The 26,493-nt window shown below is 60.8% G+C and carries 28 protein-coding genes and 1 pseudogene; 23 read left to right on the top strand and 6 right to left on the bottom strand.

From position 1 onward, the window contains the following. Nucleotides 1-99: 99 nt before the first annotated feature. The gene (locus N5C91_RS23080; RefSeq protein ID WP_218435701.1) at nt 100-309 is read right to left on the bottom strand and encodes a cold-shock protein; all 210 of its coding nucleotides are present in this window, start codon (nt 307-309) and stop codon (nt 100-102) included. A gap of 281 nt (nt 310-590) precedes the next feature. On the opposite strand from N5C91_RS23080, the gene N5C91_RS31895 reads away from it, so the two are divergent. Continuing rightward, entirely contained in the window at nt 591-761 is a 171-nt protein-coding gene (locus N5C91_RS31895) for a hypothetical protein (protein WP_236225480.1), read from the top strand. Between the two features lie 917 nt (nt 762-1,678). After that, nucleotides 1,679-2,152 carry a hypothetical protein gene (locus N5C91_RS23075; RefSeq protein WP_279832237.1) on the top strand — a complete coding sequence of 158 codons (474 nt, stop codon included), beginning with the start codon at nt 1,679-1,681 and terminating at the stop codon, nt 2,150-2,152. 226 nt (nt 2,153-2,378) lie between these two features. Here the strand turns inward: N5C91_RS23075 and N5C91_RS23070 are convergent, their stop codons facing one another. Beyond that, nucleotides 2,379-2,846 (bottom strand): hypothetical protein, encoded by a 468-nt coding sequence (locus N5C91_RS23070; protein WP_279832236.1) that lies wholly within the window; start codon nt 2,844-2,846, stop codon nt 2,379-2,381. Between the two features lie 210 nt (nt 2,847-3,056). Beyond that, on the bottom strand, nt 3,057-4,526 hold the full coding sequence (locus tag N5C91_RS23065; RefSeq protein WP_279832234.1) for a DNA/RNA helicase domain-containing protein: 1,470 nt from the start codon (nt 4,524-4,526) through the stop codon (nt 3,057-3,059). 492 nt (nt 4,527-5,018) lie between these two features. Here N5C91_RS23065 and N5C91_RS23060 point away from each other — a divergent pair. Next, nucleotides 5,019-5,897, top strand: a pseudogene (locus tag N5C91_RS23060) (tyrosine-type recombinase/integrase); the annotation flags it as partial. An 18-nt stretch (nt 5,898-5,915) separates the two neighbouring features. Then, nucleotides 5,916-7,184, top strand: a complete 1,269-nt coding sequence (locus N5C91_RS23055; RefSeq protein WP_279832232.1) for a hypothetical protein — start codon at nt 5,916-5,918, stop codon at nt 7,182-7,184. Nucleotides 7,185-7,478: 294 nt separating this feature from the next. Here N5C91_RS23055 and N5C91_RS23050 read toward each other — a convergent pair whose 3' ends face one another. Together N5C91_RS23050 and N5C91_RS23045 are read right to left on the bottom strand one after the other, a co-directional pair. Continuing rightward, nucleotides 7,479-8,183, bottom strand: coding sequence for a hypothetical protein (locus N5C91_RS23050; RefSeq protein ID WP_081770071.1), 705 nt, complete (start codon nt 8,181-8,183; stop codon nt 7,479-7,481). Beyond that, nucleotides 8,180-8,836, bottom strand: coding sequence for a hypothetical protein (locus N5C91_RS23045; protein WP_024889638.1), 657 nt, complete (start codon nt 8,834-8,836; stop codon nt 8,180-8,182). Before N5C91_RS23045 ends, N5C91_RS23050 begins: the two co-directional genes overlap by 4 nt. 515 nt (nt 8,837-9,351) lie before the next feature. On the opposite strand from N5C91_RS23045, the gene N5C91_RS23040 reads away from it, so the two are divergent. The 7 genes from N5C91_RS23040 (at nt 9,352) to N5C91_RS23010 (ending at nt 14,995) form a co-directional block, all read left to right on the top strand. Further along, the gene (locus N5C91_RS23040) at nt 9,352-10,113 is read left to right on the top strand and encodes a hypothetical protein (RefSeq protein WP_279832230.1); all 762 of its coding nucleotides are present in this window, start codon (nt 9,352-9,354) and stop codon (nt 10,111-10,113) included. A 110-nt stretch (nt 10,114-10,223) separates the two neighbouring features. Further along, on the top strand, nt 10,224-10,442 hold the full coding sequence (locus tag N5C91_RS23035; protein WP_024889636.1) for an AlpA family transcriptional regulator: 219 nt from the start codon (nt 10,224-10,226) through the stop codon (nt 10,440-10,442). Nucleotides 10,443-10,482: 40 nt separating this feature from the next. Further along, a complete protein-coding gene (locus tag N5C91_RS23030) occupies nt 10,483-11,349 on the top strand; it encodes a ParA family protein (protein WP_095377261.1) in 867 nt (288 codons plus the stop codon). Continuing rightward, nucleotides 11,333-11,581, top strand: coding sequence for a type II toxin-antitoxin system HicA family toxin (locus N5C91_RS23025; protein ID WP_279832228.1), 249 nt, complete (start codon nt 11,333-11,335; stop codon nt 11,579-11,581). The genes N5C91_RS23030 and N5C91_RS23025 overlap by 17 nt, the downstream gene beginning before the upstream one ends. Continuing rightward, nucleotides 11,574-13,211: a ParB family protein gene (locus N5C91_RS23020; RefSeq protein ID WP_279832227.1), complete on the top strand. Its 1,638-nt coding sequence runs from the start codon at nt 11,574-11,576 to the stop codon at nt 13,209-13,211. The genes N5C91_RS23025 and N5C91_RS23020 overlap by 8 nt, the downstream gene beginning before the upstream one ends. A gap of 17 nt (nt 13,212-13,228) precedes the next feature. Beyond that, on the top strand, nt 13,229-13,789 hold the full coding sequence (locus N5C91_RS23015; RefSeq protein ID WP_279832225.1) for a DUF2857 domain-containing protein: 561 nt from the start codon (nt 13,229-13,231) through the stop codon (nt 13,787-13,789). 3 nt (nt 13,790-13,792) lie between these two features. Beyond that, on the top strand, nt 13,793-14,995 hold the full coding sequence (locus N5C91_RS23010) for an STY4528 family pathogenicity island replication protein (protein WP_279832223.1): 1,203 nt from the start codon (nt 13,793-13,795) through the stop codon (nt 14,993-14,995). A gap of 51 nt (nt 14,996-15,046) precedes the next feature. Here N5C91_RS23010 and N5C91_RS23005 read toward each other — a convergent pair whose 3' ends face one another. After that, complete coding sequence (locus tag N5C91_RS23005; RefSeq protein WP_279832221.1) at nt 15,047-16,264, bottom strand: phospholipase D family protein; 1,218 nt, start codon at nt 16,262-16,264, stop codon at nt 15,047-15,049. A gap of 237 nt (nt 16,265-16,501) precedes the next feature. Between N5C91_RS23005 and N5C91_RS23000 the strand changes: the two genes are divergently transcribed. The 12 genes from N5C91_RS23000 (at nt 16,502) to N5C91_RS22945 (ending at nt 26,460) form a co-directional block, all read left to right on the top strand. After that, the gene (locus N5C91_RS23000) at nt 16,502-17,290 is read left to right on the top strand and encodes a PFL_4669 family integrating conjugative element protein (RefSeq protein ID WP_108080538.1); all 789 of its coding nucleotides are present in this window, start codon (nt 16,502-16,504) and stop codon (nt 17,288-17,290) included. Next, nucleotides 17,287-17,835, top strand: a complete 549-nt coding sequence (locus tag N5C91_RS22995) for a DUF3158 family protein (protein ID WP_124136598.1) — start codon at nt 17,287-17,289, stop codon at nt 17,833-17,835. Before N5C91_RS23000 ends, N5C91_RS22995 begins: the two co-directional genes overlap by 4 nt. Continuing rightward, nucleotides 17,832-18,212: a single-stranded DNA-binding protein gene (locus N5C91_RS22990; protein WP_134553408.1), complete on the top strand. Its 381-nt coding sequence runs from the start codon at nt 17,832-17,834 to the stop codon at nt 18,210-18,212. The genes N5C91_RS22995 and N5C91_RS22990 overlap by 4 nt, the downstream gene beginning before the upstream one ends. Nucleotides 18,213-18,506: 294 nt before the next feature. Continuing rightward, a complete protein-coding gene (locus N5C91_RS22985; protein ID WP_279832215.1) occupies nt 18,507-20,522 on the top strand; it encodes a DNA topoisomerase III in 2,016 nt (671 codons plus the stop codon). 778 nt (nt 20,523-21,300) lie between these two features. Further along, the gene (locus N5C91_RS22980; protein ID WP_133320759.1) at nt 21,301-21,537 is read left to right on the top strand and encodes a hypothetical protein; all 237 of its coding nucleotides are present in this window, start codon (nt 21,301-21,303) and stop codon (nt 21,535-21,537) included. A 25-nt stretch (nt 21,538-21,562) separates the two neighbouring features. Further along, on the top strand, nt 21,563-21,955 hold the full coding sequence (locus N5C91_RS22975; RefSeq protein ID WP_003141051.1) for a hypothetical protein: 393 nt from the start codon (nt 21,563-21,565) through the stop codon (nt 21,953-21,955). A gap of 250 nt (nt 21,956-22,205) precedes the next feature. Further along, nucleotides 22,206-22,922, top strand: coding sequence for an ABC transporter substrate-binding protein (locus N5C91_RS22970; RefSeq protein ID WP_133320758.1), 717 nt, complete (start codon nt 22,206-22,208; stop codon nt 22,920-22,922). Nucleotides 22,923-23,213: 291 nt separating this feature from the next. After that, a complete protein-coding gene (locus N5C91_RS22965) occupies nt 23,214-24,011 on the top strand; it encodes a GTPase (RefSeq protein ID WP_279832213.1) in 798 nt (265 codons plus the stop codon). Between the two features lie 65 nt (nt 24,012-24,076). Then, nucleotides 24,077-24,442, top strand: coding sequence for a DUF3085 domain-containing protein (locus N5C91_RS22960; RefSeq protein WP_034021446.1), 366 nt, complete (start codon nt 24,077-24,079; stop codon nt 24,440-24,442). Between the two features lie 344 nt (nt 24,443-24,786). After that, on the top strand, nt 24,787-25,338 hold the full coding sequence (locus N5C91_RS22955; protein WP_054414859.1) for an STY4534 family ICE replication protein: 552 nt from the start codon (nt 24,787-24,789) through the stop codon (nt 25,336-25,338). 55 nt (nt 25,339-25,393) lie between these two features. Then, the gene (locus tag N5C91_RS22950) at nt 25,394-26,005 is read left to right on the top strand and encodes a DUF3275 family protein (protein ID WP_279832204.1); all 612 of its coding nucleotides are present in this window, start codon (nt 25,394-25,396) and stop codon (nt 26,003-26,005) included. 89 nt (nt 26,006-26,094) lie between these two features. Beyond that, a complete protein-coding gene (locus N5C91_RS22945) occupies nt 26,095-26,460 on the top strand; it encodes a hypothetical protein (protein WP_020308045.1) in 366 nt (121 codons plus the stop codon). The last annotated feature ends 33 nt before the right edge of the window (nt 26,461-26,493 follow it).

Here is a 26,493-nt window from a genome sequence, read left to right as displayed (position 1 = left end):
GCACTGTGACCGTGATCAATCCGCTTGCAACGGACTGGAGAGCGCTCGAGCAGAAACGAAAAAGCCCCGCATTGGCGGGGCTTTTCCTAACCGTAGCGGTTAGATCACTTGCACTTGCTCGGCCTGCGGGCCTTTGGCGCCGGCAGTGACGTTGAAGCTGACGCTCTGGCCTTCGTCCAGCGACTTGTAGCCGGTACCTTCGATAGCGCGGAAGTGGACGAAAACGTCCGGGCCGCTTTCCGGGGTAATGAAGCCGAAGCCTTTCTCAGCGTTGAACCATTTGACGATACCGGTTTGGCGAGTTGCCATGATGAAACTCCAATCAAGAATTAATCAGGCCATGCAGCATGCGTGGTCTGACTGGATGCGAAGTGAAGGGACCGCAGAGATGGAGAATCAAGAAGACAAATCATCGAACCGGTGCCGCTAAACCGAGCAGGCAGACGGGCAGCATACAGAGTTGGCAGGGAATAGGTAGCGATTTCGCGGGAAATTACATAAATCGGTCCGGCGGTCGGGATAGCGAGCATTCCACGCGTATAGTGGTTCGCTAGCCGCCAATCTGGTGGCTCATCACCTCGGGTGACCTGATGTCCGATTCAGAGACGAAAAGCGCACGTTTGGAGCTGGATAAGAAAATCTCGGCCTTTCTCTCCAAGGGCGGGGAGATCCAGGAGATCCCCGCTGGGAAACACGGTCGCAAGGAGCCCTACAAAAGGGCCGAATTCACCATCGCGAGACCCAGAAAGCCTGACGCCTGATGTCAGCGCTGGTGCAGCGAAAAAGGCCGTATCGTTGGATACGGCCTTTTTTGTGCGCCATGGAGCGGCGGGTATTACCGGTGTCGTTTCGCCTGAATCACAGCAGGTGAGCTGCCCGCTCGCAGGTTGCTCAATGGACCGCCTCAGAAAACAAAAGCCCCCGGCAACTCAGGCTGCCGGGGGCTTTTGCATGGAAACTGGAGCGGGCGAAGGGAATCGAACCCTTGAGACCACTATTCCAGAACGTCGCAATGTGTTGCGATATGGCTGATTCCCTAGACTTTTGGTCCGGATTCGTACCTATTCGTATCATAGGTTTCGACGCTTTTTCGACAGTCTGTGCGGCCACTTTTCGTCAGAATCGCCCTTGACGGTTGATAATCGCAAGGACCTCAGTAGCCTAACTCCTCAGAGGTTAGGACTTAAACTTGCAGGACTGTTACGATTTAGCTGTTTGGCTGATCTGCTCGGAAGCATTTTTTCGCAGGGGGATGCATGTTTAAAAATTTCTTTTACGGAAATTGGCCATATATATTTTTATTCGTTATCGGGGTTTTGTTGGTGGCGAATGATTCGGAGCTATCACCTGGGCTGCGGAGCCGAACTCTAAATAATAGTGGGTCTGCAGGAATGGGGATTGATGTGGGAACGCAGAGAGTCCTAGGGGCGTTTGCAATATTTATTTCGGTTGGTCTGGTTCTTAGGAATAGAAAACGGTAGTAGCGGAATGTACGATGGCTCGGTGCGCCGGGCGAAGAGAGGTGACTGGGCTTCAAACCCTCTAAAACAGTGCTTTGAAGCGTTGCTATGCGTTCCAATGCCACTGTTTTCGCCGTTTTGGCGTCTCACTCCGTAGCTTTCCGTTCCATTGATTTCGACACGTTTTCGACAGGTGTCTGAGGTCTGCTGAGGTCGACATGGACGATGATGTGATCATCGCTAAAGCCCAGGAACTGCTGGACTCTGGCTCCGCTAGAGAGGCGCATCTCCTAATCCAGCCTCTGCTGAATGCGTCTCAGCCGGACGCCTTGTTTCTGTATTCGACCTATAGCGTCGACAGAAACGAATCCAACGAGGAGTTCGAGAGACGGAGCATTGCTCTGCTGACTAAAGCGTCCACCCTCGGTCACGCAGGAGCAACCTTTGTCCTTACCGGTTACTACGACTCCGGCGACATGGTTCTAATGGACAAGCCATATGTTGCTCAGCTGTGCAAACGAGCTGCGGACGGTGGTCATATCACGGCCAAGCTTATCCACGGCTTGGACTTGTTCTATGGCGCTAATGGCATTCGGCAGGAAAAAGCAATGGGGCGACGGCTTGTAGAGGAAGCGGCCCAGGACGGTGTCGATGGTGCCTTGGAACGACTCCAAGAACTGGACTCGCGCTGACAGCCTCTATCGAGCCGAAATTGTCTGATGCGCTAGCCCACCTTGGTGTATAGGTGGACCTTGGGGGCATAGGGAATCGAACCCTTGAGACCGGAGTGCCGGTGCGTCGCAATGTGTTGCTATGCGGCTAACTCTGCGGGCTGCTGGTTCGGATTCGTGCCTTTGTGTTGCATTGATTTCGACATTTTTTCGACAGCTGGCCTTCGCCATGGGCCACAAAAGACAGTCACTTGAGCCGGGGGGAAAGCACTGAAAGGAACGCTTTCAACCCGATCGTGAAGAGGTACAGCCCAAAGCTACCGAGGCTCAGTATGAGCGCAATGTAGAGGCTGAAAGAGGGGGCTTCGCTCGTCCCCAGTCGGAAGAACCAAGCTGTCACACCTAAGCCGCTTGGCCCGTTAACAAAGAACAGCCAGGGAAAGGTGTAGGTAAGAACAAATACCGCCCCACCGAAAAGCACCAGTCCATAGGGTCGAAAAACCTCTATCGCATCCGCCTCTTTGCGAGTCACGGCGAAAAAGAGCTCGCTCAAGAGAGATGCGCTGGCTGCGACAGCAATAGCGTTAGCCACTCTAGGGCTGAGCAACGTTTCAGGCAGGGGAAGGGGGATAAGCTCTGGTGTTATCCAGTAGCCGATCCAAAAGCAAAGAAGGGCAACCAAAAATGCCACTTCGACTATTCGTTTTCCGATCACTTCTCGCCTCCCGTCCATTGAGCTTACCAGCTTCCCGGCAGCTACCTTGTTAGTCTTACTCCACGCTGGGAGGGACCAAATGGATATCCGCTTCCTCATCGCTGGCTATGGTAGACGGGAGCCCTGAAAAAAGGAACGCCAAGGGCTGTAGCCTTAGCGCTCCTACGACATGACTACTCGTAGGCCGGCCTCCGTCCTGGATTTTACCATTTACTCCAAAATAGATAGGCATCTACTCAGTACTTGCTTGTTGCTTATTATTATTAGTTTCAATCTCTTCCTTGTTCTCGTGATATTCTGAAATAGCATTTTTACAGAGTCGTAATACGTTTTTGATTTATAAGTTAATGAGCCTGAGTTGTCATAGGAGAAATATTCATCCATAACGACGGCAACGTTATCGAACTCTTGTCCGATTACTGCGTGTGAATTCTTGCTGTGAATATTTGAATACGACTCGTGATGCTCGTTTGCATGTAGTGATGGAGTCAGTTTAAGTACCTCCCATCCATCGTTACTTATAATCTGGATATAGTTCCTAACCGTCGCTGAGTCGGTGAAGTAATTAAAGTCAACGTTGCCGCAGTTGGAGAAGATAATGTCGCTTCGTTTGTTATTAAATAGTAGCTTAATGAAGCTGGAAATTTCTTTATTTGTTCTAATTTTGTCGGATAATTTAAACTTAGATATGCCTGTGACGGAATTAATTTTTCCATCAATATCTGCCCGAGCCTCTGCTGAAGATAGAGTCTGCTGCTTGTCATAAGAGAAAATGCAAACCTTATTGCTCGCTGCAATATCAATAACTATTTTGTCAAATTGAGTTGTATATATTCTCTGTGCTTCATCAATAACAACTAAGTCAAAGCTGCTTAGGTTGTAATTTCTTAGGTTTTTTATTGGTATAATATTCCAGCCCAGATTGTTTAGTTTAAGGTGGCCTTCATTTAGATTTCCGCAATGTACAACAAGGGTTCGTTTTTTATATTTGATTAGCTTGACCAGATCATATATTAGTAATGTTTTTCCGGTCCCTGGGCCGCCATTTACTGAAATAAAATGCGATGCGCCATTGTTGATTAGGGTTAAGATTTTATCTCTTATGGTTTCTTGTTGGCCAGTCAAGAAGTATTGACTATTAATAAATTTATCTGTGGAGTTGAAAGGTGAGACCAAATAGTCTGACGGATTAAATAATTCGTCAGGATTCTCTATCTTCAATACGTTTTGATTGGTCAATAGTTGTGTTAGTAATCTGAAATCAACTACCTCAAGGGCGTTCTTACTATCGAGTTTGTAAAGTGTGTTTGTTTCAACAATGTAAGAGAAATTATGTACAACTTTGTTTATGTGGTTGAGATAGTATTTGTTTCTTGTTAGTTGATTGCAGATCTTTGTCTCGGTACTGCTTCTCTTAAGCTCGATGTTTAAAATATAATTGTAGCCGAAGCGCAGCAAATCAAATTCTTTGCTAATGTGTTGTATTTTATAGCCTACAAAAAACGCATCGAATATATTAACGAACGATAAGATTTTGTATATGTTTGAAGCGAGGTGGTCAAGGTCTTCAATTTCGCTGTTGTTTATATCTATCCCGTAGTGCTTTATATAGTTGTTGTATTCTGCTGGGTTGAGGCTTTTATATGCCTGCATAAGAGATATAATATTTATGCTTTTCATTGGCTGAAGCCCTAGCGATTATCGTAACTGTTAACTTTTGGGTGTGAACTAATGCTTACTTAAGTGGGCGGTTTTATCCGCTCCCGAACGAGCGGAAAAACCGGCTGTATCACGCGTCACGCGCTAGGCGTTTATGCCAAGGCCACCAGTGAGATTTTGCCTTAGGACCAGCCCATATGATCTTTCTGGATGGCAAATTGATGCCATGCTATCAGTGGAGGAAATATTTTTGAATGATTCTTTGCTGCATTCGTTCGCAGTGTCGAATGCCAGCTTTGGGCGGATGCAGGCCTCGGTAACCGTTCGATTCGGGTTGGTAGCTGCTGTTCCAAAAGGTGCACTAGCGGGGCTACGTGACCCTGCAATGCCAAGACTGCGAGTAGGCCACGCCGTCGATGAACTCGATGCCGGTGATCACCAGGGCATTGGTTGCCATGCCGTGAATCTGCACGTCATGCAGCGTTGGCAGTATCGCTTCGCCGGGGCGATTCACAGTTCGAGGCCAATGCTCGCCAGAAATGCTCTGAGAATCCGGGTTGGACGATCAAGCCCAAGGACCGCCGCAAGCTTTCCGAGCTGGTCGAACTCTGGTATGAGCTGCATGGCCAGACTCTCGCGAACGGTAAGCGCTGTGTGGCGATTCTGCGGCTGATTGCGAAGGATCTGGGTGACCCGGTGGCGGTGTCCCTGGAACCGGCGAAAGTGGCCCGTGTGCGCTCGTTACAGGTCTCTAAAGGTATGTCGGGCAAGTACGCCAACAACCGCCTTGGCTACCTCAAGTCGATGTATAACGAGCTACGGCAGCTAGGGTCCATCGACTACGAGAATCCTGTCGGACGCATGCGCCCGCTGAAGCTTCAGGAGAAGCCGCTGTCATACCTGACCAAGCATCAGGTATCTGAACTGCTTGCCGCGCTCGATGCTCGTACCACGTCGCCGCATCCGAAGATGGTCGCTCGCATCTGCCTTGCAACCGGTGCTCGATGGGGAGAAGCGCAGGCACTGACCCTGGATCGGTTGAAGGGCAACACGGTGATCTTCGCCAACACCAAGTCGAAGCGCGTTCGCTCGGTGCCAATCTCGGAAGCCTTGGCCAAAGAGATTCGTCAGCACTGGCAGACTCACGGACCGTTCACCAACTGCCTCGGCGTGTTCCGCATCGTGCTGCTGTCCACTTCGATCACGCTCCCGAGAGGGCAGGCCAGCCACGTGCTACGCCATACCTTCGCAAGTCACTTCATCATGAACGGCGGGCACATCGTGACGTTGCAGCAAATCTTGGGGCATGCGTCGATTTCAATGACAATGCGGTATGCGCATCTTTCTCAAGACTATTTGGCATCTGCGGTTACACTGAATCCACTACTTTAATAGGATGGATGCAGGTGTATGGGGCTTTTTCAAAGTGAATCTGAAATGCAAGATTGGTTGTCTGAAGAGCTGTCGAATGGTGATGGTCTGGCAGATGTTATTGTTAATATTGATTGCTATGATGACTATAAGCCTAGCGGAAGGATGGAGCAGCGTATTCTTGATTCTATAAATGTATGCAAAGAATCGCTCTATTCTAATGTGGTGGCGTCTGAAAATGAAAATATATCTATTAACGTAGGAGAGGCGTTAAAGCCTGACTTTGTACTATACGCCACTGAGACAGAATCGATCGTTATTGTTGAGTTAAAGAATTTAGTTAGTCCGAGCCGGCAGGCTGGAACAGAACTATCTGCGTATTGCTGTGAGATAAGGGCTTCGATACCTTTTATTTCTGACGGTGATGTGGTGAATGTTTTGGTTTCTACTGAATGGTCGACACTCCTAAAGCACTATGTTCGGCAGGAGGTCTTTTGGCAAAGGAAAAACCTAATCTGTTTGAGGCCGGTGCTTCATGAAGGCGTAAGGCGTCTCGAGATATTGCCAGTTCAAGAGCTCGCCGAAGGTGGTTTAGACATGGTTATAAGTGATCGTCATCTAGGGGGATATCAGATTTGCTTGTATGACGATGGGCTATATCAGCCAAATGCAAATAGAGATCGATTGGATGGCTGCATAGAGCAGTTTAAAACTGCCTTGCAATCTATGGCTACCATCGGAGCTCGATTAAATAGTCATGGGTTTGCTTTTCTTTGGAAAGATGAATGGGAGTTGAGCTTGGCTCCCTATTCGATTACTGTGATTAATTTTGCGCCTTACCAGTCTATTGAAAGGTTTTTACAAAAAATAGATCTGGAAGATATTCCGGAAATGGTTAGTCGGTTTATGGATATCGTGGTTGAGTTTGACCCTGTCGGTCATGGGAACGCTCTTTCGGAAATTCGTGATGCCGCGACTGATATACTAAGTAATGTCTGTTCTGTCCGTCCGGAAGGATATACCCATTGGGGTGAGCTTCGTTCTGTTATGCTTGGTCGTGATTCGAAGGTTGCTTTTGTTGGGTGGGGTTTGTTTGGCGAGGCAATGCTCTTAAAGCTTAAAGAAGAGTATAGGGCTGGTAACATCTCATGCTCGATGATGGACCCGGAAATTGGTTTGTCCGTCGTTGATTCTATAGTCGATAGAAATTACCCATTTATAGAGTTGGCTTGGATTAAGTACAAGGGAGATCAAGACGAGGATGCTAGTGACGGTTTTCCCGATATTTCCCCGGAAGAGCCGTTCTGATCTATTTTCTTGTTCTCTCTGCCAGGGCTTCGACACTTTTTCGACACCTTCCCGCCTCCAAAAACGCAAAACCCCCGAAACGCTAGGCATTTCAGGGGTTCGGCAGGGTGTTCTGGAGCGGGCGAAGGGAACATTACGCCGCACTCAACCCGTTGATTGATAACGGGTTTCTTCCGTGAGCGCCACGGAATTAGACCAGATTATGTACCAGCCCCACCTGCCCGGCAACCCGGGATCGTCTGCCATCGCCCAGCAACGTCCATGCACAGCCACCAGGGTCCTGTCCAGATGCGCCTATAGGCCGAGACTGTGTTTCGCTGCGCCGAAGTTTGGGGCGTACTCCACACCAACGTCCTCTAGATCGGCAGCGATTTCATCTTGAAGACGTCGGGTGTTCGGCGCGAAATACTCCTTCGTATTCGACGAGGCGAACACGATCGGCGCCACCAGCCCTGCGGAGCGAAGCTGGCCAGCCGCCTCGATATAGGCTTCGACGATCACGCAATCCTTCATTGATTCTTTACCCAGTCGGGCGGGAGCACGAGGTTCGTTGACTCGCTTGAACGCACGGCTGGCGACCCCATCGTTGTGCGGCACCACGCTGGCAACGTCCCGCCACCTGTTCAGCACTGTCCTGGCCCGCGCGACGTGTCCCTCAAGGTGGTCCAGCGGCAGCATTCCCTGGGCACCGTAGGCCAAGGCCACTTCATGGATACGTTGAGCTTGTGCCCGGAACCTTGCCAAAGCGTTTCGAGCCTCTACCTCGACGCCAGCGACATGAGCAGCAAGTTCGATGGTCACCTGTTCTGCCATCAGAACAATCAGATCGGAGCCGGCCTCGGCTGCCGCAAGCAAGGCAAGCCCGGCGTTGGCATCGTGTGCTACCGCTGTTTCGCGCGTGATGTCACGGATGACGTCAAGGACGGTGCATGTATCCACGCACAACACAGGCGCGTTTAAAGCAGCCAAGTCGTCAATGACTGAAGTATTCAGGCTCATGTATGCGACTGGTCATACTGTTCAAGCAGTCCGAGTGCGAATTCATAGTCGATGGCCAAGTCCTGCGCCCGCCCTGCGGACCAGGCCTCCACCTCGACAAGCCACCGTGCCAATTGGTCACTATCCAGTCGTTTCGATGCACGGTGCGCGGCAATCAGGAACGCGTACCAGCGCTCCCTGTCCATGGGATGGGCCGCACCTGTGGATTTATTGGCGAGCCGCGAGAAGCGCCGCAGGGCTGCTGCCGGTTCGGCATCCAGCCAATCCTCAAGAGTCTGGTTGGGAGAGGTCAGTTCGACGCCGAAACCGCCGGCCCGGGACGCCGGTTCCGCGACTTGGGCGACGAAGTCACGAAGAATCGCGTTGTACTTGTCAATACAAAGCTCACCGACGTTTCGCGGCACGATATTGGAAACCTTGTAGCCATCAGGCTCTTGCCACAGCACCAGAGCCGATTCATCGACGTCGTCGAATGCAGATCGTACAAGCACGATCACATCGTCGTCGCCCAAGTGTTGCTTGAGGTCTTCTTCCCGCTCAGCGTCGTGACGCCAAGAGCCACCAACCTGCGCGAGGATGCCACTGCGCATTGCGGTTGCTGTCTTGCCCCTGAGGTGAAGATGCTGGAAGACCGTGATCGGCTTTTCTGTCATGTCGGTTGCCCGCAATAGAACTGTTGATGTTCTGAGACTTGTCGGTGAATCGATGGCATTCGCCTGTCATTCTTTCTTGATCTGAACGAAGACCCGTGCCGTCTGGCTCGAAGCCTCATCGTTGCCCGTCGAGACGGCGTCGCCGCGCCTGGTGCCACCCGAACCGCGTCTGCTGAAAGACCCTCGGCGTCTGACATGCGGGTGATGCCCAGACTTGAAAGCACGTAGACCGAATGCGTCTTTCGCCGCGATGGCATCTGTAGCAAAACCTCACCACCAAGCCTCCCCGCCTCGGGCGAGAAACATCTTGAAGCATACCGCCACGCAGAGGCTCGGTGTTGGTGGACAAGGTGCCACATCGACTGGTTGCTGGGGTGAGCATTGCAGCCATTCGCCGTCACTACAACCTTTCCACAAGCCAAGTCGCCACCGCTCCGCGCCGCGAAGGTGTGGATGGCGTCGACCAGACCACGAGAAAAGCCGATGTCCTGAACCCGTTCACCAGGGAGTAGCCCATGAGAAAGTCATCTTCTTCCGGCGCCCAAGCCAAGGTCTTCTATCGTCCGATCGAGGCGGCCATCCAGTGGGCGGGACTGTCACGCTTCGAGCGCCGTATCCTTGATATTGCCGAAGGGATGAACCGGCTGCCGGAGCACGCTGCGCTGGCGCGCTGGCCACAGCTTCGCCTGAACGCGGAACGGATCTACGACGCACTGGTGCATCTCGACCTTCCCTACGGCAAGGATGGCCTCACGAGCAACGATCCCGCCTTGCTCGATGATCCTGGCCTCACGATCCGCCACGTCGATCTGAAGGCTTGGATGATCCGTTTCTATCCCGACCAGCGACCGGCATTCCTGTTCGATGCCTTCGAGCGTCACCTGCATCCGGCCGTCAGTGTCGATGCCGTGCAGGCACTGGTCATGGATCGCGAGGCGTTGAAGCTCCAGCTTGCCGACAAGGTGCAGGCCTGGGACGCGCTCTATGAGCAGTTCCAGGCGCTCAGCCAGGAGCACCAGGCGCGCACGGAGCGCGAGAAGCGATCCGGGATGCCGGGCGCCCGCAGTGAATCCACCTACCTGAACATCGTTGGCGGTCTTCTGACCCTGCTGTTGGGCAAGTCACCCAATGGCGTTCCCTATTCGTCTTTCGAGACGCTGGAATCGGTCATCAATGCGCTGGTTGCCCATTACGGCGACAAATCCGGAATCAGCGAGCGAACGCTGTGGGCGAAGTTTTCGGCAGCCAAGCGTCATCTCGCTACCCAGGACCGCTGACTGCAAGTGCAGACGGCGTGTCTGCACTTGCGGTGACCGCGCGGGAACCGCGCTATTGAATACGGGGCACTTCCATCATCGCCGCTACACAGCGCCAAGGAGTGTCCCTCGTGACTGCCCAGACCATCGCCACCGCGACGCCGAACGAACACCGCATCCTGCGCCGCGCGGAAGTCGAGGCCAAGACCGGCTTCAAACGCGCCCACATCTACAACCTGATCAAGGAGGGCAAGTTTCCTAAGCCCCTGCGCCTCGGGGTACGCGCCATCGGATGGGATTCGGTGGAGATCGATCAGTGGATCACCGATCGACTCAGTGAGCGGGCGTGAGCCCGCGCCCCCCGGAATCCCTTCCACGAGGAGTCGCACCATGCAGGTGGTATCCATCATTTCGACCAAGGGTGGCGTCGGCAAGACGACCACCGCAGCGAACCTGGGCGGCTTCATCGCCGATGCGGGACTGCGCGTGCTGCTGCTGGACCTGGACGTACAGCCCACCTTGTCGAGCTACTTCACGCTCGGCACGCATGCGCCTGCCGGCATCTATGAGATGCTGGCCTTCAATGAGCAGCGTATCGAGCAATTGGCTTCGCAGACCGCTGTGGCGGGTCTCGACCTGGTGGTGTCGAACGACCACCGCGGCGAACTGAACACACTGCTGCTGCACGCGCCCGACGGCCGGCTGCGCCTGCGTCACCTGCTCCCCGCACTGGCGTCGCACTACGACCTGCTTCTGATCGATACCCAGGGAGCGCGCAGTGTGCTGCTGGAGATGGCGGTACTCGCCTCCAGTCTGGCGCTGTCACCGGTGACGCCGGAGATCCTGGCGGCGCGTGAGCTGAGGCGCGGCACGCTGCAACTGATCGAGGACATAGCTCCGTATCGGCACCTCGGCATCGAGCCGCCACCGCTGCGCTTGCTCATCAACCGTGTGCATCCGGTTTCGTCGAACGCCCGACTGATCCAGCAGGCCCTGCGACAAGTGTTCCAGGCGCACGCAGGCATACAGGTCCTGAACACCGACGTCCCGGCCATTGAAGCCTACCCACGTGCCGCAACACGGGGGCTGCCAGTGCATCGCGTCGAGTACCGGCAACCAGTGGGCCGTACTGCGCCTGCGGCGTTGGAGACGATGCGTGCGCTGGCTGGCGAGCTGTTCCCGGCATGGAGGGAGCGCTTTGCATGCGTTACCGGCAGAGGCCGCGCAGGGGGAGCCAGTCATGGCGAACGCGCATGAACTGGCCCGCGGCCATGCGCGGCTGCGCGCGCTGATCGAGTTCGCGCTGGGCGAAGGTTGGCACGTGAAACGCACGCGCGGCGGGCACCTGATGTTCACCAAGCCCGGCTGCGCCGCGATCTATACCAGCTCGACTGCGAGCGATCACCGCGCCAGCCGCAACGCACGCGCGCAGCTTCGCCGCGCCGATCGACAGGTACTGACGGCGTCTCGGGAGAGCAGCGATGGCTGAGCCGACGCCGCAGGACATGGCCGCCAAGCTGCTGGCCAAGGGCTTCGAACGCAGCGGTCCTTCGGCCGGGGCGTTGACCGACCCCATCGCCGACACACCGATGGTGGTGAAGCTGGACGAGCTGCGCCCCTATGAACATGACCCGCGCGTGACGCGCAACCCGGCCTACGAGGAAATCAAGGCGTCGATCCGCGAACGCGGGCTGGACGCGCCGCCGGCGATCACGCGCCGGCCGGGCGAGGCGCACTACATTATCAGGAACGGTGGCAATACGCGGCTCGCCATCCTGCGCGAACTGTGGAGCGAGACCAAGGAGGAACGCTTCTATCGCGTACCGTGCTTGTTTCGCCCGTGGCCGGCGCGCGGCGAAATCGTGGCGCTGACCGGGCATCTGGCCGAGAACGAGCTGCGTGGCGGGCTGACCTTCATCGAGCGGGCGTTGGGCATCGAGAAGGCGCGCGAGTTCTACGAGCAGGAAAGCGGCCAGGCACTGTCGCAGAGCGAACTCGCGCGGCGGCTGACTGCCGACGGTTATCCGGTGCCGCAGTCGCACATCAGCCGCATGAACGATGCGGTGCGCTACCTGCTGCCGGCGATCCCGACGCTGTTGTACGGCGGACTGGGCCGGCATCAGGTGGACCGGCTCGCGGTGCTGCGCAAGGCGTGCGAGCGCACCTGGGAGCGGCGTGCGCTGGGCCGCACCGTGGCCGTGGACTTCGCCACCTTGTTTCAGGACGTGCTGACGCAGTTCGACACACAACCGGATGACTTCTCGCCACAGCGGGTGCAGGACGAACTGGTGGGCCAGATGGCCGAGCTGCTGGAGGCGGACTACGACACGCTGGCGCTGGAGATCGACGACAGCGAAAGCCGCCAGCGTGCGCTGACCAGCGAACCGGCGCCTGTCGTGCCTGCTGCTCCTTCCGCACCGGTCTCCGCGCCTCAGCAGCCACCCGTGTCGTCCGGTCCGCGCGACACCACGCCGGTCTCGCCTGCGGCGTCAGCAGCGCCACCGCCTGCATCGCCCGAAGCGCCGCAGGACCAGCACGGACAACGCGACGAGCGCCTGCAAGGGCACATCGTGACACCGGCACCGACCACCGAGCGCCTGCAGTCCATCCAGCGGATGGTCGCCGACCAGCTCGGCGACAAGCTGCCCGACTTCGAGGCCGATGCGCTGCGTGCGATCCCCGTGCAGGCGGGCGGGCTCTATCCCATCTCGGACGTCTGGTACATCGAGCCGAGCTTGGACGTGCCGGATCGCCTGCGTGTGCACATCGCGCAGTTCGCGCGCGAAATCGGCGAGGAAGCGGCGGTCGCCGACCATATCGAGGCCAGCGTCGGCGGCATCGGCTTCGTCTGCGCGGCGCCGGTTGTGGGCCAGGCGAAGGCGCTGCCGGCGTTCGCGCGGGCGGTGCTGACCCTGCTGCATGTGCTGAGTGCGGCGCCGCCCTCCGCGAACGGAGTGGACCGCGCGCGGCTGGCAGACGAGCTGGCTGCGCTGCTGCATGGCCATGGCGGCTCGGCTACACGCCTGAGCGATGCTGCGCTGGTGAAGCTGTTCCGTCTGCTGCGCCTGGCGCGCCGGCTGCTGGATCTGGAAGCCGGCGTAGCGAGCCAGGATTACTGAGCGCAGGAGGCTTCCGCATGTCGGCACCGCACCCACTCAACCAAGCCGTGATCGCCCAGGCCCTGCATGACTTGCGCAACGGCCAGTTGCGCCGCTGCAAGGCCATGGGCTTCGGCGAGGAAGAGCTGGATGCGCTGAAGCACCCCGAACTCGTGAGCATGCTGGTGAATGCCACGGTGTCGTGGTGTTCGGTGTCGGTGAACCGGGATGTGTTGAAGCGGCTGCTGAGCCAGATGCACGACGTGGAGCGGGAGATCGCCACGGTGGACCGCATGCTGCGCCTGGGAGCGAGCACGGAGATGGTCAGCAAGTTCTACGGCCTCACGCATCAGGAAGTGGCGCTGCGCCGCGACATCCTCGGACTGCCCAAGCGCAAGGGCCGGCATCCGGTGCTCGACGAGGCGCAGGACGTGGCCCTGTGGGAACGCTGGAAGGCCGGCATCACGGAGCGGCACATCGCACTGAACGACGACATGGCGATGCTGGCGCTGACCATGGATCTGGCCGAGGCCATGAACCTGCCCATGTCGGTGATCTGGTCGGCGATACGGAACTGGGTCGACCAGGGGCTGGTGTAGGTCATGACGACGGGCGACGCTCCAAGGCGTGATGGCCCGGTTGCGCTGTCGGCGTTGTTCGACGAGGCACTGCGGCACCTTGAGCCGAAGGAACCGGCGCAGGGCACGGCGGCGAGCCAGGACGGTTTTCTCTACAGCGGCAACCGGCACGAGAGCGTGCCGCGCGCGCTGTTCCTCGACCGGCGCCTGACGCCGCTGGAGCGCAATGCCTGGCAGGTGTTCCGCCTGCAGCTCAACGACGACGGCGTGACCGCCTTTCCCACCTACGACCAACTCCGCCCCTATCTGGCGTCCATGCCCTGTGCGGCGCAAGCCTCGCACGAGACCGTGGCGCGCGCCTTGACGCTGCTGCGGCTGACGCGCTGGCTCAGCCTGGTGCGGCGGCGGCGCGATCCCAAGACCGGCCGCATCCAGGGGAACCTCTACGTGCTGCACGACGAACCGCTGTCGCCCTTCGAGGCGATGCAGCTCGATGCCGACTACCTCGGCCTGGTCAGCCAGGCGCTGACCCATGCCGCCAAGGCGGTACAGATCGTGGGCATGAACACGCTCAAGGAGATTGCCGAAGACCCGCTGCTCAGCGGCCGCACGCTGCCGACCCGCTTGCAGGTGCTGGCGCAGCGCATGGCGCGGCATGGCTGGGCGGCGCCAGGTTATCCACAGGAGGGTGCGGGCCACGAATCCGAAGAAGGTCAGGAAGCCCTTCTTCGGAATGCTGCGCGCCCGTCTTCGGAATCCGAAGCAGGGCCGAAACCCGCGCCGGACGGCTCTCTTCGGATTCCGAAGGAGGACCGTACAGTACGTAATGATCGTATAAATGAAGTACGTACAGTACCGCGCGCGAGGGCCTTGCAGAACCTGCGACTGCCCGAGCGTTTCCTGCGCTTGAAGGATGAGCAGCAGGCCGGAGCTCTGGTGGCCCTGCAGCAGGTGGACGAAGCGCAGCGGCAGGCCGTTCTCGACGAGTGGGCGGCACGCTGCCACAACAGCGCGGTGCGCAACCCGGCCGGCTACCTGTTCGGCATCATCCAGAAGGCGATCCGCGGAGAGTTCAAGGCGTGGGCGGGCACCGACGCAGCAGCGCCGCTCGCGCCGCGAGCTGCGGGGCCCGCGTCATCGTCGTCGCCTTCGGCCTCCCGCCCAGCCGACCCCGAGGTGGCGCGCGCCTACCTCGCACGGCTGCGTTCAGCCTTGCGCGATCCCTGAGCTATCCCCAGGGGATAGACGGAACAGGTCGCCTTCCGTGGGGTGATCCGGTCAGGTCGCGGCTTCGTCTTCTTCCGTTTCCCGCCAATAGGCGTAGTTGAACAGTGCATCCAGCTCCGTGAAGTCGTCCAGGCCCAACGATCGTCTGACCGTATCGGCATGCCCGCAGTACCTTGCGTAGCTTTCCGCACTGACGTTCTGCTTGGTTGGATGCAGTGGGTAGTCCCGGATGCCGGCGAGCGCCAGTCCCGACACCGCGTTCTGGTTCATCACGGCGAACCGCTTGTTGTCCAGCGCGTGCAGAATCTCAGTCAGCAGGTTGATGCCTGCTCCGGTGATGGCGCCGAAATGTCCATGTAGAACGGTAAACGCTTCGGCAGGCGAGAGGTTGCGCCGGTCAAGGATGTCCGCCACTGCGGCCACGAACTGCCCTGGGTGGTTGGCGATCCGGCTCTTGCTGCGGTGCAGCCCGCCGGAATGGAACAGGCCGATCAGCGCGTCGTAGTTACTCGGAAAGTCCCGCCTGGCATTGCTGCTCGGGGCCGCCAGCTCTGCCAGCCTGCGCCTTGCCTGGCGCAGGTTTCCCTTGCGGCCGTTCTTCTGCGCAGTGAATCCATGCGCTGAATCGTCGCTTTTCATCAGCTCCAGGAGGTCGGCCAGGATCGTGAAGTCCGACCCCTTGGTTCGGCTCGCCTTCTGCGCGCGCTTCTTGGCCACCTTCCGGCAAGTGTCGTGGATGATGTATTCCCGCTCGTAGGCATCAATCCGGGGCTTGGTCGCTGGCACGAGAATCCTGTCCGCGACCAGCGCATCGAGGTGTCGCGTGACAGATGCCATCAGCGCGCCGCTCGCGTCGTCGATGAGGGCCGATGCCTCGTAGTTTCCGTAGAAGCCTCCGTGGGTGAGGTTGGCCGAGCCGACGATCACCGAGCATTGCTTGCCATTCTGGAAGGCGTAGATCTTCGGGTGGAAGGTGTCGCTGGCGTTGCTGAGGTACAGGACGAGCGCGTGCTTCTCGGCGAGCGCAAAGAGCTGTCGGAGTGCTTCGGGTTCGGTCAGGTAGAAGTCCAGACCTATCGCAAACCTGGCCTTCAATCCGCTTTCCAGCGCCTTGCGCAAGGGCTTCAACAAGTCGCCGAGGGCCGAGGTCTTCGCGAACGCCACCAGGCATTCCAGGCGTTCCGCCCGCTTCAGCAGCTTCTCGACCACGTGGCCGTGCCCGTGCTCTTCCTCGTTCAACAGCAACTGAACGGCTTTCCCATCCTGCATGTTTTCCCCTCGTTCTTCTGCGCAGCAACCCCAGGTGCGATGCGCCCCCAGTCATTGTCATGGTTCAAGCCCCGACATCAAGCATTGGTGGCTCAAGACCTATCCCCAGGGGATAGCCGGCACACACAGCCTTCCGTGCGGAACAAACCGGGCGCGCATGGGCTGCGGTTTGTTGACTGACGGCCTTCCGGCCGATGCCGATGCTGGCGACTCGCCCCTTCACCGCGAGTCGCTCCCATGGCCAACGAACGCACAGAACCCCTGCAACTGAATCTCGGATCGCTGCGCAGCGCGATGTCGCTGACGCTGCACACGCACCACGCCTCGCGCATCTGGCACGGCCGCGCGCCGACCGAGGGGCGCCCAGGCATCATCGGTCTCAACGGCTTCATCGGCGCCATGAACAAGATGAAGCGCGGCGCCGAGCAGGACGACCCCTACTCGGACTGGTGGATGCTGCGGATCGAGGACAAGCTCGCCGACACCAAGACCCGTCTGCAGACCCTGCGCGAACAGGTGGATCAGGCCTTGGCCGACGTGCCAGCGGCGCTGTCCCTGGGCGAGAACATGAACATGCAGCCGGTTAAGCTGCCGCTGTTCGTGAACGCCCAGCTCGGCTTCATGGCGGTGTACCTGCTGGCCGACTACGACGACCTGGCACGCAAACTCATCCTGGCGCACCACACGGCGCTGATCGACCGCAGCACCTTGGAGCGCTGGCTCAATGATGGTGCGCACGCGCTGCGCAGCCTGTTCTCACTGGCCCAGCAGTACCGCTACTCGGGCACGACGCGCGACGACTTCGCGGCGAAGAACGCCGCGGCGCGAGCGGCGCTGGAGAAGTTCGGCGAGCTGCCGCAGGACGTGCTGGAAGGCACGCGCCGCTCGCGTTTCGCGCCACCCATCGCGCGGCGGACGACCAAGCCCGGCACGCCGCCTGCTGCGCCCGCCATCAAGCCCGATACGCCGGCTCCCACGGGTGGCGCAGCCGATGGTGCGACGGGCAATGAGGGTGCTGGCGCATGACAGCATCGCCCCCCATCAGCCACTCCACGCGCTTCGTGGCGCTGGAACAGGCGGACTTCCAGCGGCTGGAACACGCAGGCTACCTAAAAGGCCTTTTACAGCCCTTTAAGGGTAAGGGGAGTCTGGAGACCTGGGCCAGCCAGTGCGCAGCGCTGCGCGACGGCGTGATTGGCCTGGCGCAGCGGCGCGTGCTGCCCCAGGCGCGCGCCTATCCCTTCAGCCTGCTCGACGTGCAACTGGCCCAGCAGGCCACTGGCGCAGGGACGACCTTCCTGCGCTGGCGCAACCTCGACCGTTCCTCCATGGGCGTGGCGTTGTGGGAGGCCCTGCTGGCCAACCCCGCGACGCCGGCCTCGCTGATCGACGAGCTGTACGCGATCGAACTGCAGCGCATCGTGCTGAACATGCAGATCAGCCTGACCCACAGCATCGCTCGCCAAGCCCTGGAATGCGCCAACAAGGCCGCGCAGGCCGAAGCGGCTTACCTGCGGCGCGTCCACGGGCATACCGCGTCCGTTCCACCCACCACCAAGGAGTCACCATGAGCACGCACTTCGTCGGCGAGGGCAACATCGGTTCTGCGCCGGACTACCGCGAATTTCCGAACGGCAACGACGAGCCGCGCCGGCTGCTGCGCCTGAACGTCTACTTCGACAATCCAGTGCCGACGAAGGACGGCTACGAAGACCGCGGCGGCTATTGGGCGCCCGTGGAGCTGTGGCACCGCGACGCCGAGCACTGGAAGACGCTGTACCAGAAAGGCATGCGGGTGCTGGTCGAGGGCCGCACCGTGCGCGACGAATGGGAGGACGCCGACGAGAACGAGCGCGTGACTTTCAAGGTCGAGGCGCGGCGCGTGGGCATCCTGCCGTACCGCATCGAGTCGGTGGCGCTCAGCGCCAAGCCGGCCGGCGGACAGTAATTCGCCCATCGCCGTTCCCCCGAGGGCGGCTGTAGCAACCGTCATACGCCCGCGATGCACCAGCGAGCTATCCCCAGGGGATAGTTCCAAGGTCGTCCACAGCGTCCCAGCCGCCCTCCCGAAACGACGCTCTTGCTGTGCCAGCTCCTGCGGTCTATGCGCACCGCTGCGGCAACGGACCGCCTGCCGATCACAAAGCGGTGTCTGCACCAATCAGCTTCCTTGCTGACGGCATCTCCTGGCCCCGCCAAGCTGACGCCCATCCGATGAACCGCACATTTCCAAGGAGGCTTCATGCGCGTGTTCCTGTGCGAGAAGCCGTCCCAGGGCAAGGACATCGCCCGTGTGCTGGGTGCCAGTCAACGCGGTAATGGCTGCTACAGCGGCGCGGGTGTCGTCGTGACCTGGTGCATCGGTCATCTGGTGGAGGCGGTTCCACCCGAAGGCTACGGTGAGCAATACAAGCGCTGGGCCATCGAGCAACTGCCCATTCTTCCTGAGCGTTGGCGTGTCGAGCCCAAGGCGGCGACCGCAGCGCAATTCAAGGTCGTGCAGCAGCTCGTCGCCAAGGCGGGCGAGCTGGTGATTGCGACCGACGCCGACCGCGAGGGCGAGATGATCGCCCGTGAGATCATCGAGCTATGCGGCTACTGCGGGCCGATTCAGCGTCTGTGGCTGTCGGCGCTCAACGATGCGTCCATCCGCAAGGCGCTGGGTGCGCTCAAGCCGTCCGCCGAGACGCTGCCGCTGTACTACTCGGCCCTGGCCCGCTCGCGTGCCGACTGGCTGATCGGCATGAACCTGAGCCGGCTGTTTACGCTTCTAGGTCGGCAGGCCGGCTACACCGGCGTGCTGTCGGTGGGGCGCGTGCAGACGCCGACGCTGAAGTTGGTGGTGGATCGTGATCGCGAGATCGCGCGCTTCGTCTCTGTGCCGTATTGGGCCGTGGACGTGCTGCTATCCCATGCCGGCCGGTCCTTCACCGCGAGCTGGATACCGCCCGAAGGCAGCACGGATGCAGCGGGTCGCTGCCTTCAGCAGCCGGTGGCGCAGCAGGCTGCGGATTGCATTCGCGCCGCACGCGATGCGCAGGTCGTGTCAGTGGACACCGAGCGCGTGCGCGAGGCACCGCCGCTGCCGTTCGACCTGGGCACGCTGCAGGAGGTGTGCTCCAAGCAGTTGGGCCTCGACGTGCAGGAGACGCTGGACATTGCCCAGGCGCTGTACGAGACGCACAAGGCGACAACGTACCCGCGCTCCGATTCGGGCTACCTGCCCGAGAGCATGCTGGCCGAGGTGCCGACCGTACTCGACAGTCTGGTCAAGACCGACCCCAGCCTGCGGCCGCTGATCGAGCGCCTGGATCGCCAACAGCGTTCGCGTGCGTGGAACGACGGCAAGGTATCGGCTCACCACGGCATCATCCCGACGCTGGAGCCCGCCAACCTGTCGGCCATGAACGAGAAGGAGCTGGCCGTCTACCGGCTGATCCGCGCCCATTACCTCGCGCAGTTCCTCCCGCACCATGAGTTCGACCGGACGGTGGCGCAGTTCTCGTGCGGCAGTCAGTCGCTGGTGGCCGTGGGCAAGCAGATCGCCGTCATCGGCTGGCGTGAGGTGCTGGCGACGCCGGGGCCGGACGATGCCGGTGGCGAGGATGCGCAGCGCAGCCAGGTGCTGCCCGCCCTGCATGCGGGCCTGTCCTGCCCGGTCGGAAAGGTGGATCTCAAGGCGCTGAAGACGCTGCCGCCCAAACCCTACACGCAGGGCGAGCTGATCAAGGCCATGAAGACCGTCGCCAAGTTCGTGACCGACCCGCGCCTGAAACAGAAGCTGCGAGATACCACCGGCATCGGCACCGAGGCGACACGCGCCAACATCATCAACGGTCTGATCGGTCGCGGCTACCTGGTCAAGAAAGGCCGCGCCGTCCGCTCTTCCGACGCGGCATTCACGCTCATCGACGCGGTGCCCTCGGCCATCGCCGACCCCGGCACCACGGCGGTGTGGGAGCAGGCGCTCGACATGATCGAGGCCGGCCAGATGGCGCTGGACACCTTCATCGAGAAGCAGTCCGTGTGGATCGGCCAGCTCGTGCAGCAGTACCGCGGCGCAACGCTCTCGCTCAAGCTGCCGCCGGCGCCGGCCTGCCCGCAGTGCGGCGCACCGATGCAGCAGCGCACGGGCAAAAGCGGCGCGTTCTGGTCCTGCTCGCGCTACCCGGACTGCAAGGGCACGTTGCCGATCGAGTCCCCGACGGGCCGGCGCAGCGCACCGCGCAAGCGGCGCGCTGCCTCCAAGGCGTCCTGATCCTCGCTTCCCCCTGCCGCGCTGGCCCTTCACTGGCGGCGAGGCAAACGTCCCGCACCGCGCGGGACTCCAAAGCGCGCGTCTCCTTCTGCAACGGTGCGCGCGCCCCGTCTGCCCACCATCGGGCGACGGGGCGAGAAGGTCATTGCTCCACGAATCGCGCCCGCCGCCATTCCCTTGATCGGTGTGCCTTGCCTCGGCCACGAGGGGCTTCCTGACGCCTTGCCGCCGCGCGAGCCGTGAGGAGGCCCCTTGGGCCGAGGGTATTCCGTGCCGGTGCCCGCCGGCGGAACAACGGGCTCCCTTTGTGTGTGGATGCACGCCAGAGGTTTCCGGCCCCAGCCACGAAACGGGCCGGGTGCGATTGCTGACGCAGCGAACGGCTTTGACGACGGCCTGCGCTGACGCAGCCCACAGGTGGTTCTCCTTCCTCTCCAGCCGAAGGCCCGCGTGGCCTTCGGCGCCCTGGTCCTTGCCTTGTCCCGTGACGCGGGCCTGCCCTAAAGCGGGCCGTCCGCGATTCGGTTTTCCCTGCGACGGCAGCCATGCCTCGCGCCCATCCTCACGCCATGCGTTGCTGACAGTCGTCAGCGGCATGCCCTGGCAGTCTCGGTCTTCAAGACTGCAACGTGGTTCGCCGCGTTGACCGATCCAGTCCGCTTCGCATCGCCCACCGCGGACGCTCGCCGGCCTGGCGACGATGCACTTTTCTCAACTACCCGAGGGGAACCCCATCCCCTACGGGATGCGTGCTCCCCGGCCCACCAAGGAGCACGGCATGTCTGAACCTTCCGCATCTTCCTCTGCAACCGCAGTGCGCAGTGGTGCGCTGGCGCTGGCCTGGACCGGCAAGCGTTTGCCGCTACAGGTGCTGCGCAGCGCGGCCGGCCACTACATCGGCACGCAAGACGACGAAGGCCCGGTATCGCGGGAGTCCGTCGAGTATTTCCCGAACCACCTCGCAGCACAGCGCGCCCTGGATACCCATGCCTGGAGACAGCGCGCTCACCCCTGATTCCCACCCTTCAAGGAGTTCTCTCATGAATCTGTCTTTACCCGAAGACGTGCTCGATCAGATGGCGCTGGAACAGGCGCACTTCGACGCTGCACCGCAGGCCTTCTTCGAGGCCTGGAAGCGCGGCGCGCAGATCGCCGGCCACGAGTGGTTCGGCGACGGCACACGCGAAGGTCTGCAGCGTGCCACCACCAAGTGGGACCTGCGGCCCAACATGCTGATGCTCAACGACGCCCTGGGCGTGCTGAGCAGCGGTCAACGCATGTTCCTGTCCGCGATGGTGAGCTTCTACAACTCCCGCGAGGGCGGCGCGATGCTCAAGCGTTGCGGCTTCGAGGGGCTGTCCGACTTCGGCGGCCTCGATCTGGAACGGCGCCAGGTCATCGCTGACCTCACGCTGCACTACAACGGCTGGTGAGCCGCGCCTGGCAACCCACCGTCCATTCATCCCACCCCACGAGGGACATGCGTCCCCGTTCGGGGCCATGTCCCTCCTTCTTTTCGCAGGAGCGGCCATGTCCCGAATCACCATCTTCCACTGACCTGCACCGCCCGCCACCAGGGCGGCCCGACGCCGCGGCCGGCTGACCGGCTGCCACTTCATCCACTCGCTGGGGTTCAATCCCCGGCAGGGGATTGCCTCGGCCATCCTCTGCTGGAGGAATCCCATGTCTCATTCCAAAAACCCCTTCGTCCGAGGCTACGATGGCCTGTCCGTGCAGCGGCTGTTGGCGATTTCCTACGACGACGACTGCCCGCTGAGCTATCTGCCGCTGCACGTCTCGCAGTCGCACCTGCTGGACAGCCAGGTCGAGCGCCATGCCTGCGTCTTCTGCGACGACTTCGCGCTGATCACGGAAGGCCAGAACGTGCCGCCCGAGCTGGACGCGCAGTGTCCCAGCCACGGCATCGCCCGAAACCTCGTCTACGCCGTCATGGCCGAAGAAGCCGGCCAACCGCTGCACGTAGGCGATACCTACTCCGAGGAAGCCGCGCGCGAGGTGGTGCGGCGCCTGCGCTTCGAGACCGGCTTCTACAGCCGTGCCTGGGAAATCAGTTCGGCGCACATCACCGAGGAGGCCGGCCGCTTCCTCGCCGAACTGGCGGACGTCGCCACGCCGAGCGGCTTTCTGTTCGTCGCCTTCCGCATTCCCTACAGCCCGGCGGTCGGCGTGAAGCTGATCGCCACCCCCTGGACGGATGCGAACCTGCAGCATGTCGAGGGCATCACTGCCGAAGAGCTGCGGCAGGAGCACCGGGCCAAGGGCGTGCCGGAGTCCCTCGTGGAGGTGTTGCACCTGGCTGCGCGCGCCGACGTGCGGCTGCTGATCTTCGATGCCGACGCGCCCGTGCTGGACGGACTGACGCTCTACGACGACGAGTAACCCGCAACCCATTCGAGCCCCCACGTCGGGGCTCTTCTTTTTTCGCGGAACGCGGTGCCGGCGCATTGCCGATTCCCAACGGACGGCCGCAGCCATGTGCCGCACGCTGGCCGCATGTTCGCTGGCGTTGCCGGCAGCATGCCCAGGCAGTCGAGACCTTCGAGACTGTGGCGCGGTTCGCCGTGCTGGTTGCTTCGTTCTCCGGGCGCACCCGCGTCCATCCACCTCACCCTCAAGGGATCGACCTCCCTTGAGGGCGGGAGTCCCTTGGTTGCCACAAGGAGTCTCCCCATGGATACCCAAGCCATCCGCGCACAGATGCCGACGCTCGTCGTCGGTCATGTGCCTTCCAACGTCCGTTCGTTCAAGTTCAACATCTTCGACGGCCAGCCCAAGGTTTCGACGCTGGGCTTTCACATCGACCCGAAGCCTTTCGAGGGCAAGGTCATCGCCACCACCGACGAGGCCATCATAGTCAAGACGGCACGGGCCGAGTTCGCGGTGCTTGATCGCACCCTCGTGACCGAAGTGCCCGACGAGGGCGCCAAGGTGCAGGTCGAACCCTATGTCAGACGCCGCTTCGACGGTCAGCGGGCGGACACGCCCGAGGAGCAGACCGAGTTCACCGCCGACGGCCAGCCCTACACGGTGAAGCGGTTCGTGCTCGGTTCCGCACCGGCGAAGCTGCCGATCCCCGAGCCGCGCTGCCCCGAGCTGCAGGAACTGATCGTCCAACTGGAGCAGTTGCCCGCTCCCGATGGTTTCCGGCGCATCACCCACCTGTTGGTGGATGCCGGTGCGCGGGACATCACCTGGGTCGATCCGCTGCCTGCCGACATCATCCGCACGCCACCGGCCATCGGCTTCACCGTCGACACGATGAAGTTCCAGGGTCGCGTCACCGTGCTGTATGAGCGTGGCCTCGACCTCTACGCGGTGGAGCTGCGCCGCGACGGCGAGCTGGTCGAACGGGTCGATGAGGTGTTCTTCGACACCCTCGGCGAGACGCTGGAACGGCTGATTGACGACGGGAGCTGGAGGCGCATCCGCGTGCAGTGCCTGTCGAGTCGCAAGGCTGTCCGGCACTGACCTCTCAGCAGCTTCCCGCCCTCGCGGCGGGAAGCTTCTTTTCCTGCCCCCTGGAGATCACACCCATGACTGTTCGATTCAAAGGCACGGAGCTGCGGCCCGTGCTCGCCGAAGCGGTGGCGAATCAATGCCGCGTCATCCTGGTCAAGGATCAGGGCGTGTACTTCCTGGCCGAGCGCGGCGAGCGCCGACCCGATGGTCGCCAGAAGACCATCGCCTATGCCGCCGGCTGCAACCCGGATGTCGATGGCTTCGACGACTGGTGGGAACTGGCGCGTGCCGAATTCGGCGGCGATGACTTTGGCGAGTTCTTCGATCCGCAGGAGGGCGTGTTTGCGCGCATCCTGCGCAGCGAGGACGACCTCGACGTGTCCGCTACCACGACACACCTGTCGCTGCAGGCGGTTCCTCCCACGCCCAGCGGCAACTGACCGCCCATCCCTGGCCCCCGCTCCGGGAGCCTCTTTCTTCCCGGCAATGTGGACAGCCGCGAGTGCCGATTGCCGCTCGCCTGCGCGCCATCCCGGCGCCACGCTTCCGGCCATGTTCCGCTGACGTCCGTCAGCGACATGCCCAGGCAGCCACGATCTTCAAGGCTGCGACGCGGTTCCGACCGCGTTGATCACCCCAGTTCGCACCGGCATCCATGCGCGAACGGCCATCGGTTCTCGATGGCGATGCCACCAAGCTGGTCCATCAACCCACGCGGGGGTTCCACACCTTCCCCGCCTTGGGTCGGGTGTGTCTCCGCCTCATTGTTCCCAGGAGATTCACCATGACCACTTCCAACGAAAAATCCTACTTCGATCTGCACATCACCGGCCTCGGGTACCTCAATCGCATCCGCGAAGTGAAGCCCAAGAAAGGCGATGCGTTCCTGGCCTGCGACATCGCAGCCCTGAACGGTCCCAGCGACGACGTCTCGTATGTGCGTTTCGACACGCGCGTATCGGGTTCGGAGGCGCAGCACCTGGTGCGCCGCTGCATTCAGGCGGTCGACGCCGAGAAGAAGGTGATGATTGGCTTCCGCATGGGCGACCTGTGGACCGACACCTTCACCTACTCCAAGGGCAAGCGTGCCGGCGAGCAGGGGGTGAGCCTCAAGGCCCGCCTGCTGTTCGTCAGTTGGATCAAGGTCGACGGCAAGCTCGTCTACAAGGCCGAGCCCAAGCCGACCGAGACCGACGAGCGCGAGCCGGAAGTCCCTGTGACGTCCGACGCGCCCGCTGCGCAGCAAGCCTCGGCACCGGAGCCTTCGGAGCCCGTCGCCGATGCTGCCGACGACGCAGCCGATGCCCCCGCATTGGCCGTTGCCGAGTCGTTCTGATCCGCAAGGCCCCATCCCCGGGGCCTTGTCTTCTCTTCGTCAGCAGGAGACCTTCATGATCACCATCCCCGGCCAACTGGCCATCAAGACCATCCACGGCAGGAACGGCGACTTCAACGTCGGCCGCCTCGCGACCTCGATCGGCGAGTTCGTCGTGAAGAACGCCGAACTCGATCAGTACCGGGAGGGCAAGTACGACGGTGATTTCGTCATCGTCGAGATTCGCCCCTCCACGTACAACGCCAACGGTCGCATGGTCATCGAGATCCGCGCCCATCTGGGCGGGATGACGCTGTCCAACATCGACGCCCTGAGCCGCGACGAAGCCCGCCGGCTGAGTCCGCAGGAAGTCGATCCCATCGACGAGGAAGCGCAGGCGCCCGCGCCGGCATCGCCCCCGGTCAAGCCGAAGGCGAAGTCGCGCAGTCCGCGCGATCCCCTGGTCGATACCACGCCGTTCGGCAGCGAACCGGCTACCGTGTCCGCTGCGGCCTCGGCCGAGGCAGACGACGCGGCGCTGTTCGGTGCCTTGTGGCCCCTGGGCGAGACCGTGAAGCTCGATGCGACCGTGGATCGTCGTGTGCTGCGTCAGCAGCGCGACCGTCTCGACAAGCTGGGCTACGAGTTCGCTCCGTTGTCCCAGGACTGGCACCTCAAAGCTGCCTGATCCATCCGCCGCCTTGCGCGGCATTCCGTCACCCGCCGGGGTTCTCCCCCGACGGGGAGGGCTCCGGCCATTTCTTCAAGGAGACCTTCATGGGCTGGACCTTCGTTCGTCAGACGCGCGATCAGTTGATCCGCGAGCTGATCGCTCCGCAGGCGTCCGAACGCGCTTGCTGCGAAGTCATCGACCACACGCTGGACGGCGACGTTCTGTGGACCGTGGTTCGCGTCACCGCCAGGCAGGCGGGCGTCATGGGCCTCGCGGCCGGTGAGTCCGTCTGCTACATCGGCTGCCATCTGCTGGAAAGTTCGGGCGGCGATTGGGGCTACAAGTCCCTCGATGAGTCCGTGCATCCGTACTACTACTCGTGCCCGCTGCGCTATCTCGACATGGCGCCGGTGCAAAGCTCCGAGTGGCGCGAGCGGGTTCACCGCTTCCACGCGGGGCGCGCTGTCTAGCGGCACGCATCTTCCTTCACCCAACCGGGGCGA

Origin of the sequence: Pseudomonas sp. GD03903, assembly GCF_029840045.1 — a bacterium.
Lineage (GTDB): Bacteria > Pseudomonadota > Gammaproteobacteria > Pseudomonadales > Pseudomonadaceae > Pseudomonas > Pseudomonas pseudonitroreducens.
This window is presented reverse-complemented; position numbering and strand designations above follow the sequence as displayed.

Bases quoted from the DNA above. Each gene is read 5' to 3' on its own strand.
- N5C91_RS22985 (WP_279832215.1), top strand. From the start codon at position 18,507: ATGCGCGTGTTCCTGTGCGAGAAGCCGTCCCAGGGCAAGGACATCGCC.
- N5C91_RS22950 (WP_279832204.1), top strand. From the start codon at position 25,394: ATGATCACCATCCCCGGCCAACTGGCCATCAAGACCATCCACGGCAGG.
- N5C91_RS23075 (WP_279832237.1), top strand. From the start codon at position 1,679: ATGGACGATGATGTGATCATCGCTAAAGCCCAGGAACTGCTGGACTCT.
- N5C91_RS23030 (WP_095377261.1), top strand. From the start codon at position 10,483: ATGCAGGTGGTATCCATCATTTCGACCAAGGGTGGCGTCGGCAAGACG.
- N5C91_RS22970 (WP_133320758.1), top strand. From the start codon at position 22,206: ATGTCTCATTCCAAAAACCCCTTCGTCCGAGGCTACGATGGCCTGTCC.
- N5C91_RS23045 (WP_024889638.1), bottom strand. From the start codon at position 8,836: ATGACAGAAAAGCCGATCACGGTCTTCCAGCATCTTCACCTCAGGGGC.
- N5C91_RS23020 (WP_279832227.1), top strand. From the start codon at position 11,574: ATGGCTGAGCCGACGCCGCAGGACATGGCCGCCAAGCTGCTGGCCAAG.
- N5C91_RS23025 (WP_279832228.1), top strand. From the start codon at position 11,333: ATGGCGAACGCGCATGAACTGGCCCGCGGCCATGCGCGGCTGCGCGCG.
- N5C91_RS22960 (WP_034021446.1), top strand. From the start codon at position 24,077: ATGACTGTTCGATTCAAAGGCACGGAGCTGCGGCCCGTGCTCGCCGAA.
- N5C91_RS22965 (WP_279832213.1), top strand. From the start codon at position 23,214: ATGGATACCCAAGCCATCCGCGCACAGATGCCGACGCTCGTCGTCGGT.
- N5C91_RS23000 (WP_108080538.1), top strand. From the start codon at position 16,502: ATGGCCAACGAACGCACAGAACCCCTGCAACTGAATCTCGGATCGCTG.
- N5C91_RS23065 (WP_279832234.1), bottom strand. From the start codon at position 4,526: ATGAAAAGCATAAATATTATATCTCTTATGCAGGCATATAAAAGCCTC.
- N5C91_RS23015 (WP_279832225.1), top strand. From the start codon at position 13,229: ATGTCGGCACCGCACCCACTCAACCAAGCCGTGATCGCCCAGGCCCTG.
- N5C91_RS23080 (WP_218435701.1), bottom strand. From the start codon at position 309: ATGGCAACTCGCCAAACCGGTATCGTCAAATGGTTCAACGCTGAGAAA.
- N5C91_RS22945 (WP_020308045.1), top strand. From the start codon at position 26,095: ATGGGCTGGACCTTCGTTCGTCAGACGCGCGATCAGTTGATCCGCGAG.
- N5C91_RS22995 (WP_124136598.1), top strand. From the start codon at position 17,287: ATGACAGCATCGCCCCCCATCAGCCACTCCACGCGCTTCGTGGCGCTG.
- N5C91_RS23050 (WP_081770071.1), bottom strand. From the start codon at position 8,183: ATGAGCCTGAATACTTCAGTCATTGACGACTTGGCTGCTTTAAACGCG.
- N5C91_RS31895 (WP_236225480.1), top strand. From the start codon at position 591: ATGTCCGATTCAGAGACGAAAAGCGCACGTTTGGAGCTGGATAAGAAA.
- N5C91_RS23055 (WP_279832232.1), top strand. From the start codon at position 5,916: ATGGGGCTTTTTCAAAGTGAATCTGAAATGCAAGATTGGTTGTCTGAA.
- N5C91_RS22980 (WP_133320759.1), top strand. From the start codon at position 21,301: ATGTCTGAACCTTCCGCATCTTCCTCTGCAACCGCAGTGCGCAGTGGT.
- N5C91_RS23005 (WP_279832221.1), bottom strand. From the start codon at position 16,264: ATGCAGGATGGGAAAGCCGTTCAGTTGCTGTTGAACGAGGAAGAGCAC.
- N5C91_RS22990 (WP_134553408.1), top strand. From the start codon at position 17,832: ATGAGCACGCACTTCGTCGGCGAGGGCAACATCGGTTCTGCGCCGGAC.
- N5C91_RS23040 (WP_279832230.1), top strand. From the start codon at position 9,352: ATGAGAAAGTCATCTTCTTCCGGCGCCCAAGCCAAGGTCTTCTATCGT.
- N5C91_RS23010 (WP_279832223.1), top strand. From the start codon at position 13,793: ATGACGACGGGCGACGCTCCAAGGCGTGATGGCCCGGTTGCGCTGTCG.
- N5C91_RS22955 (WP_054414859.1), top strand. From the start codon at position 24,787: ATGACCACTTCCAACGAAAAATCCTACTTCGATCTGCACATCACCGGC.
- N5C91_RS22975 (WP_003141051.1), top strand. From the start codon at position 21,563: ATGAATCTGTCTTTACCCGAAGACGTGCTCGATCAGATGGCGCTGGAA.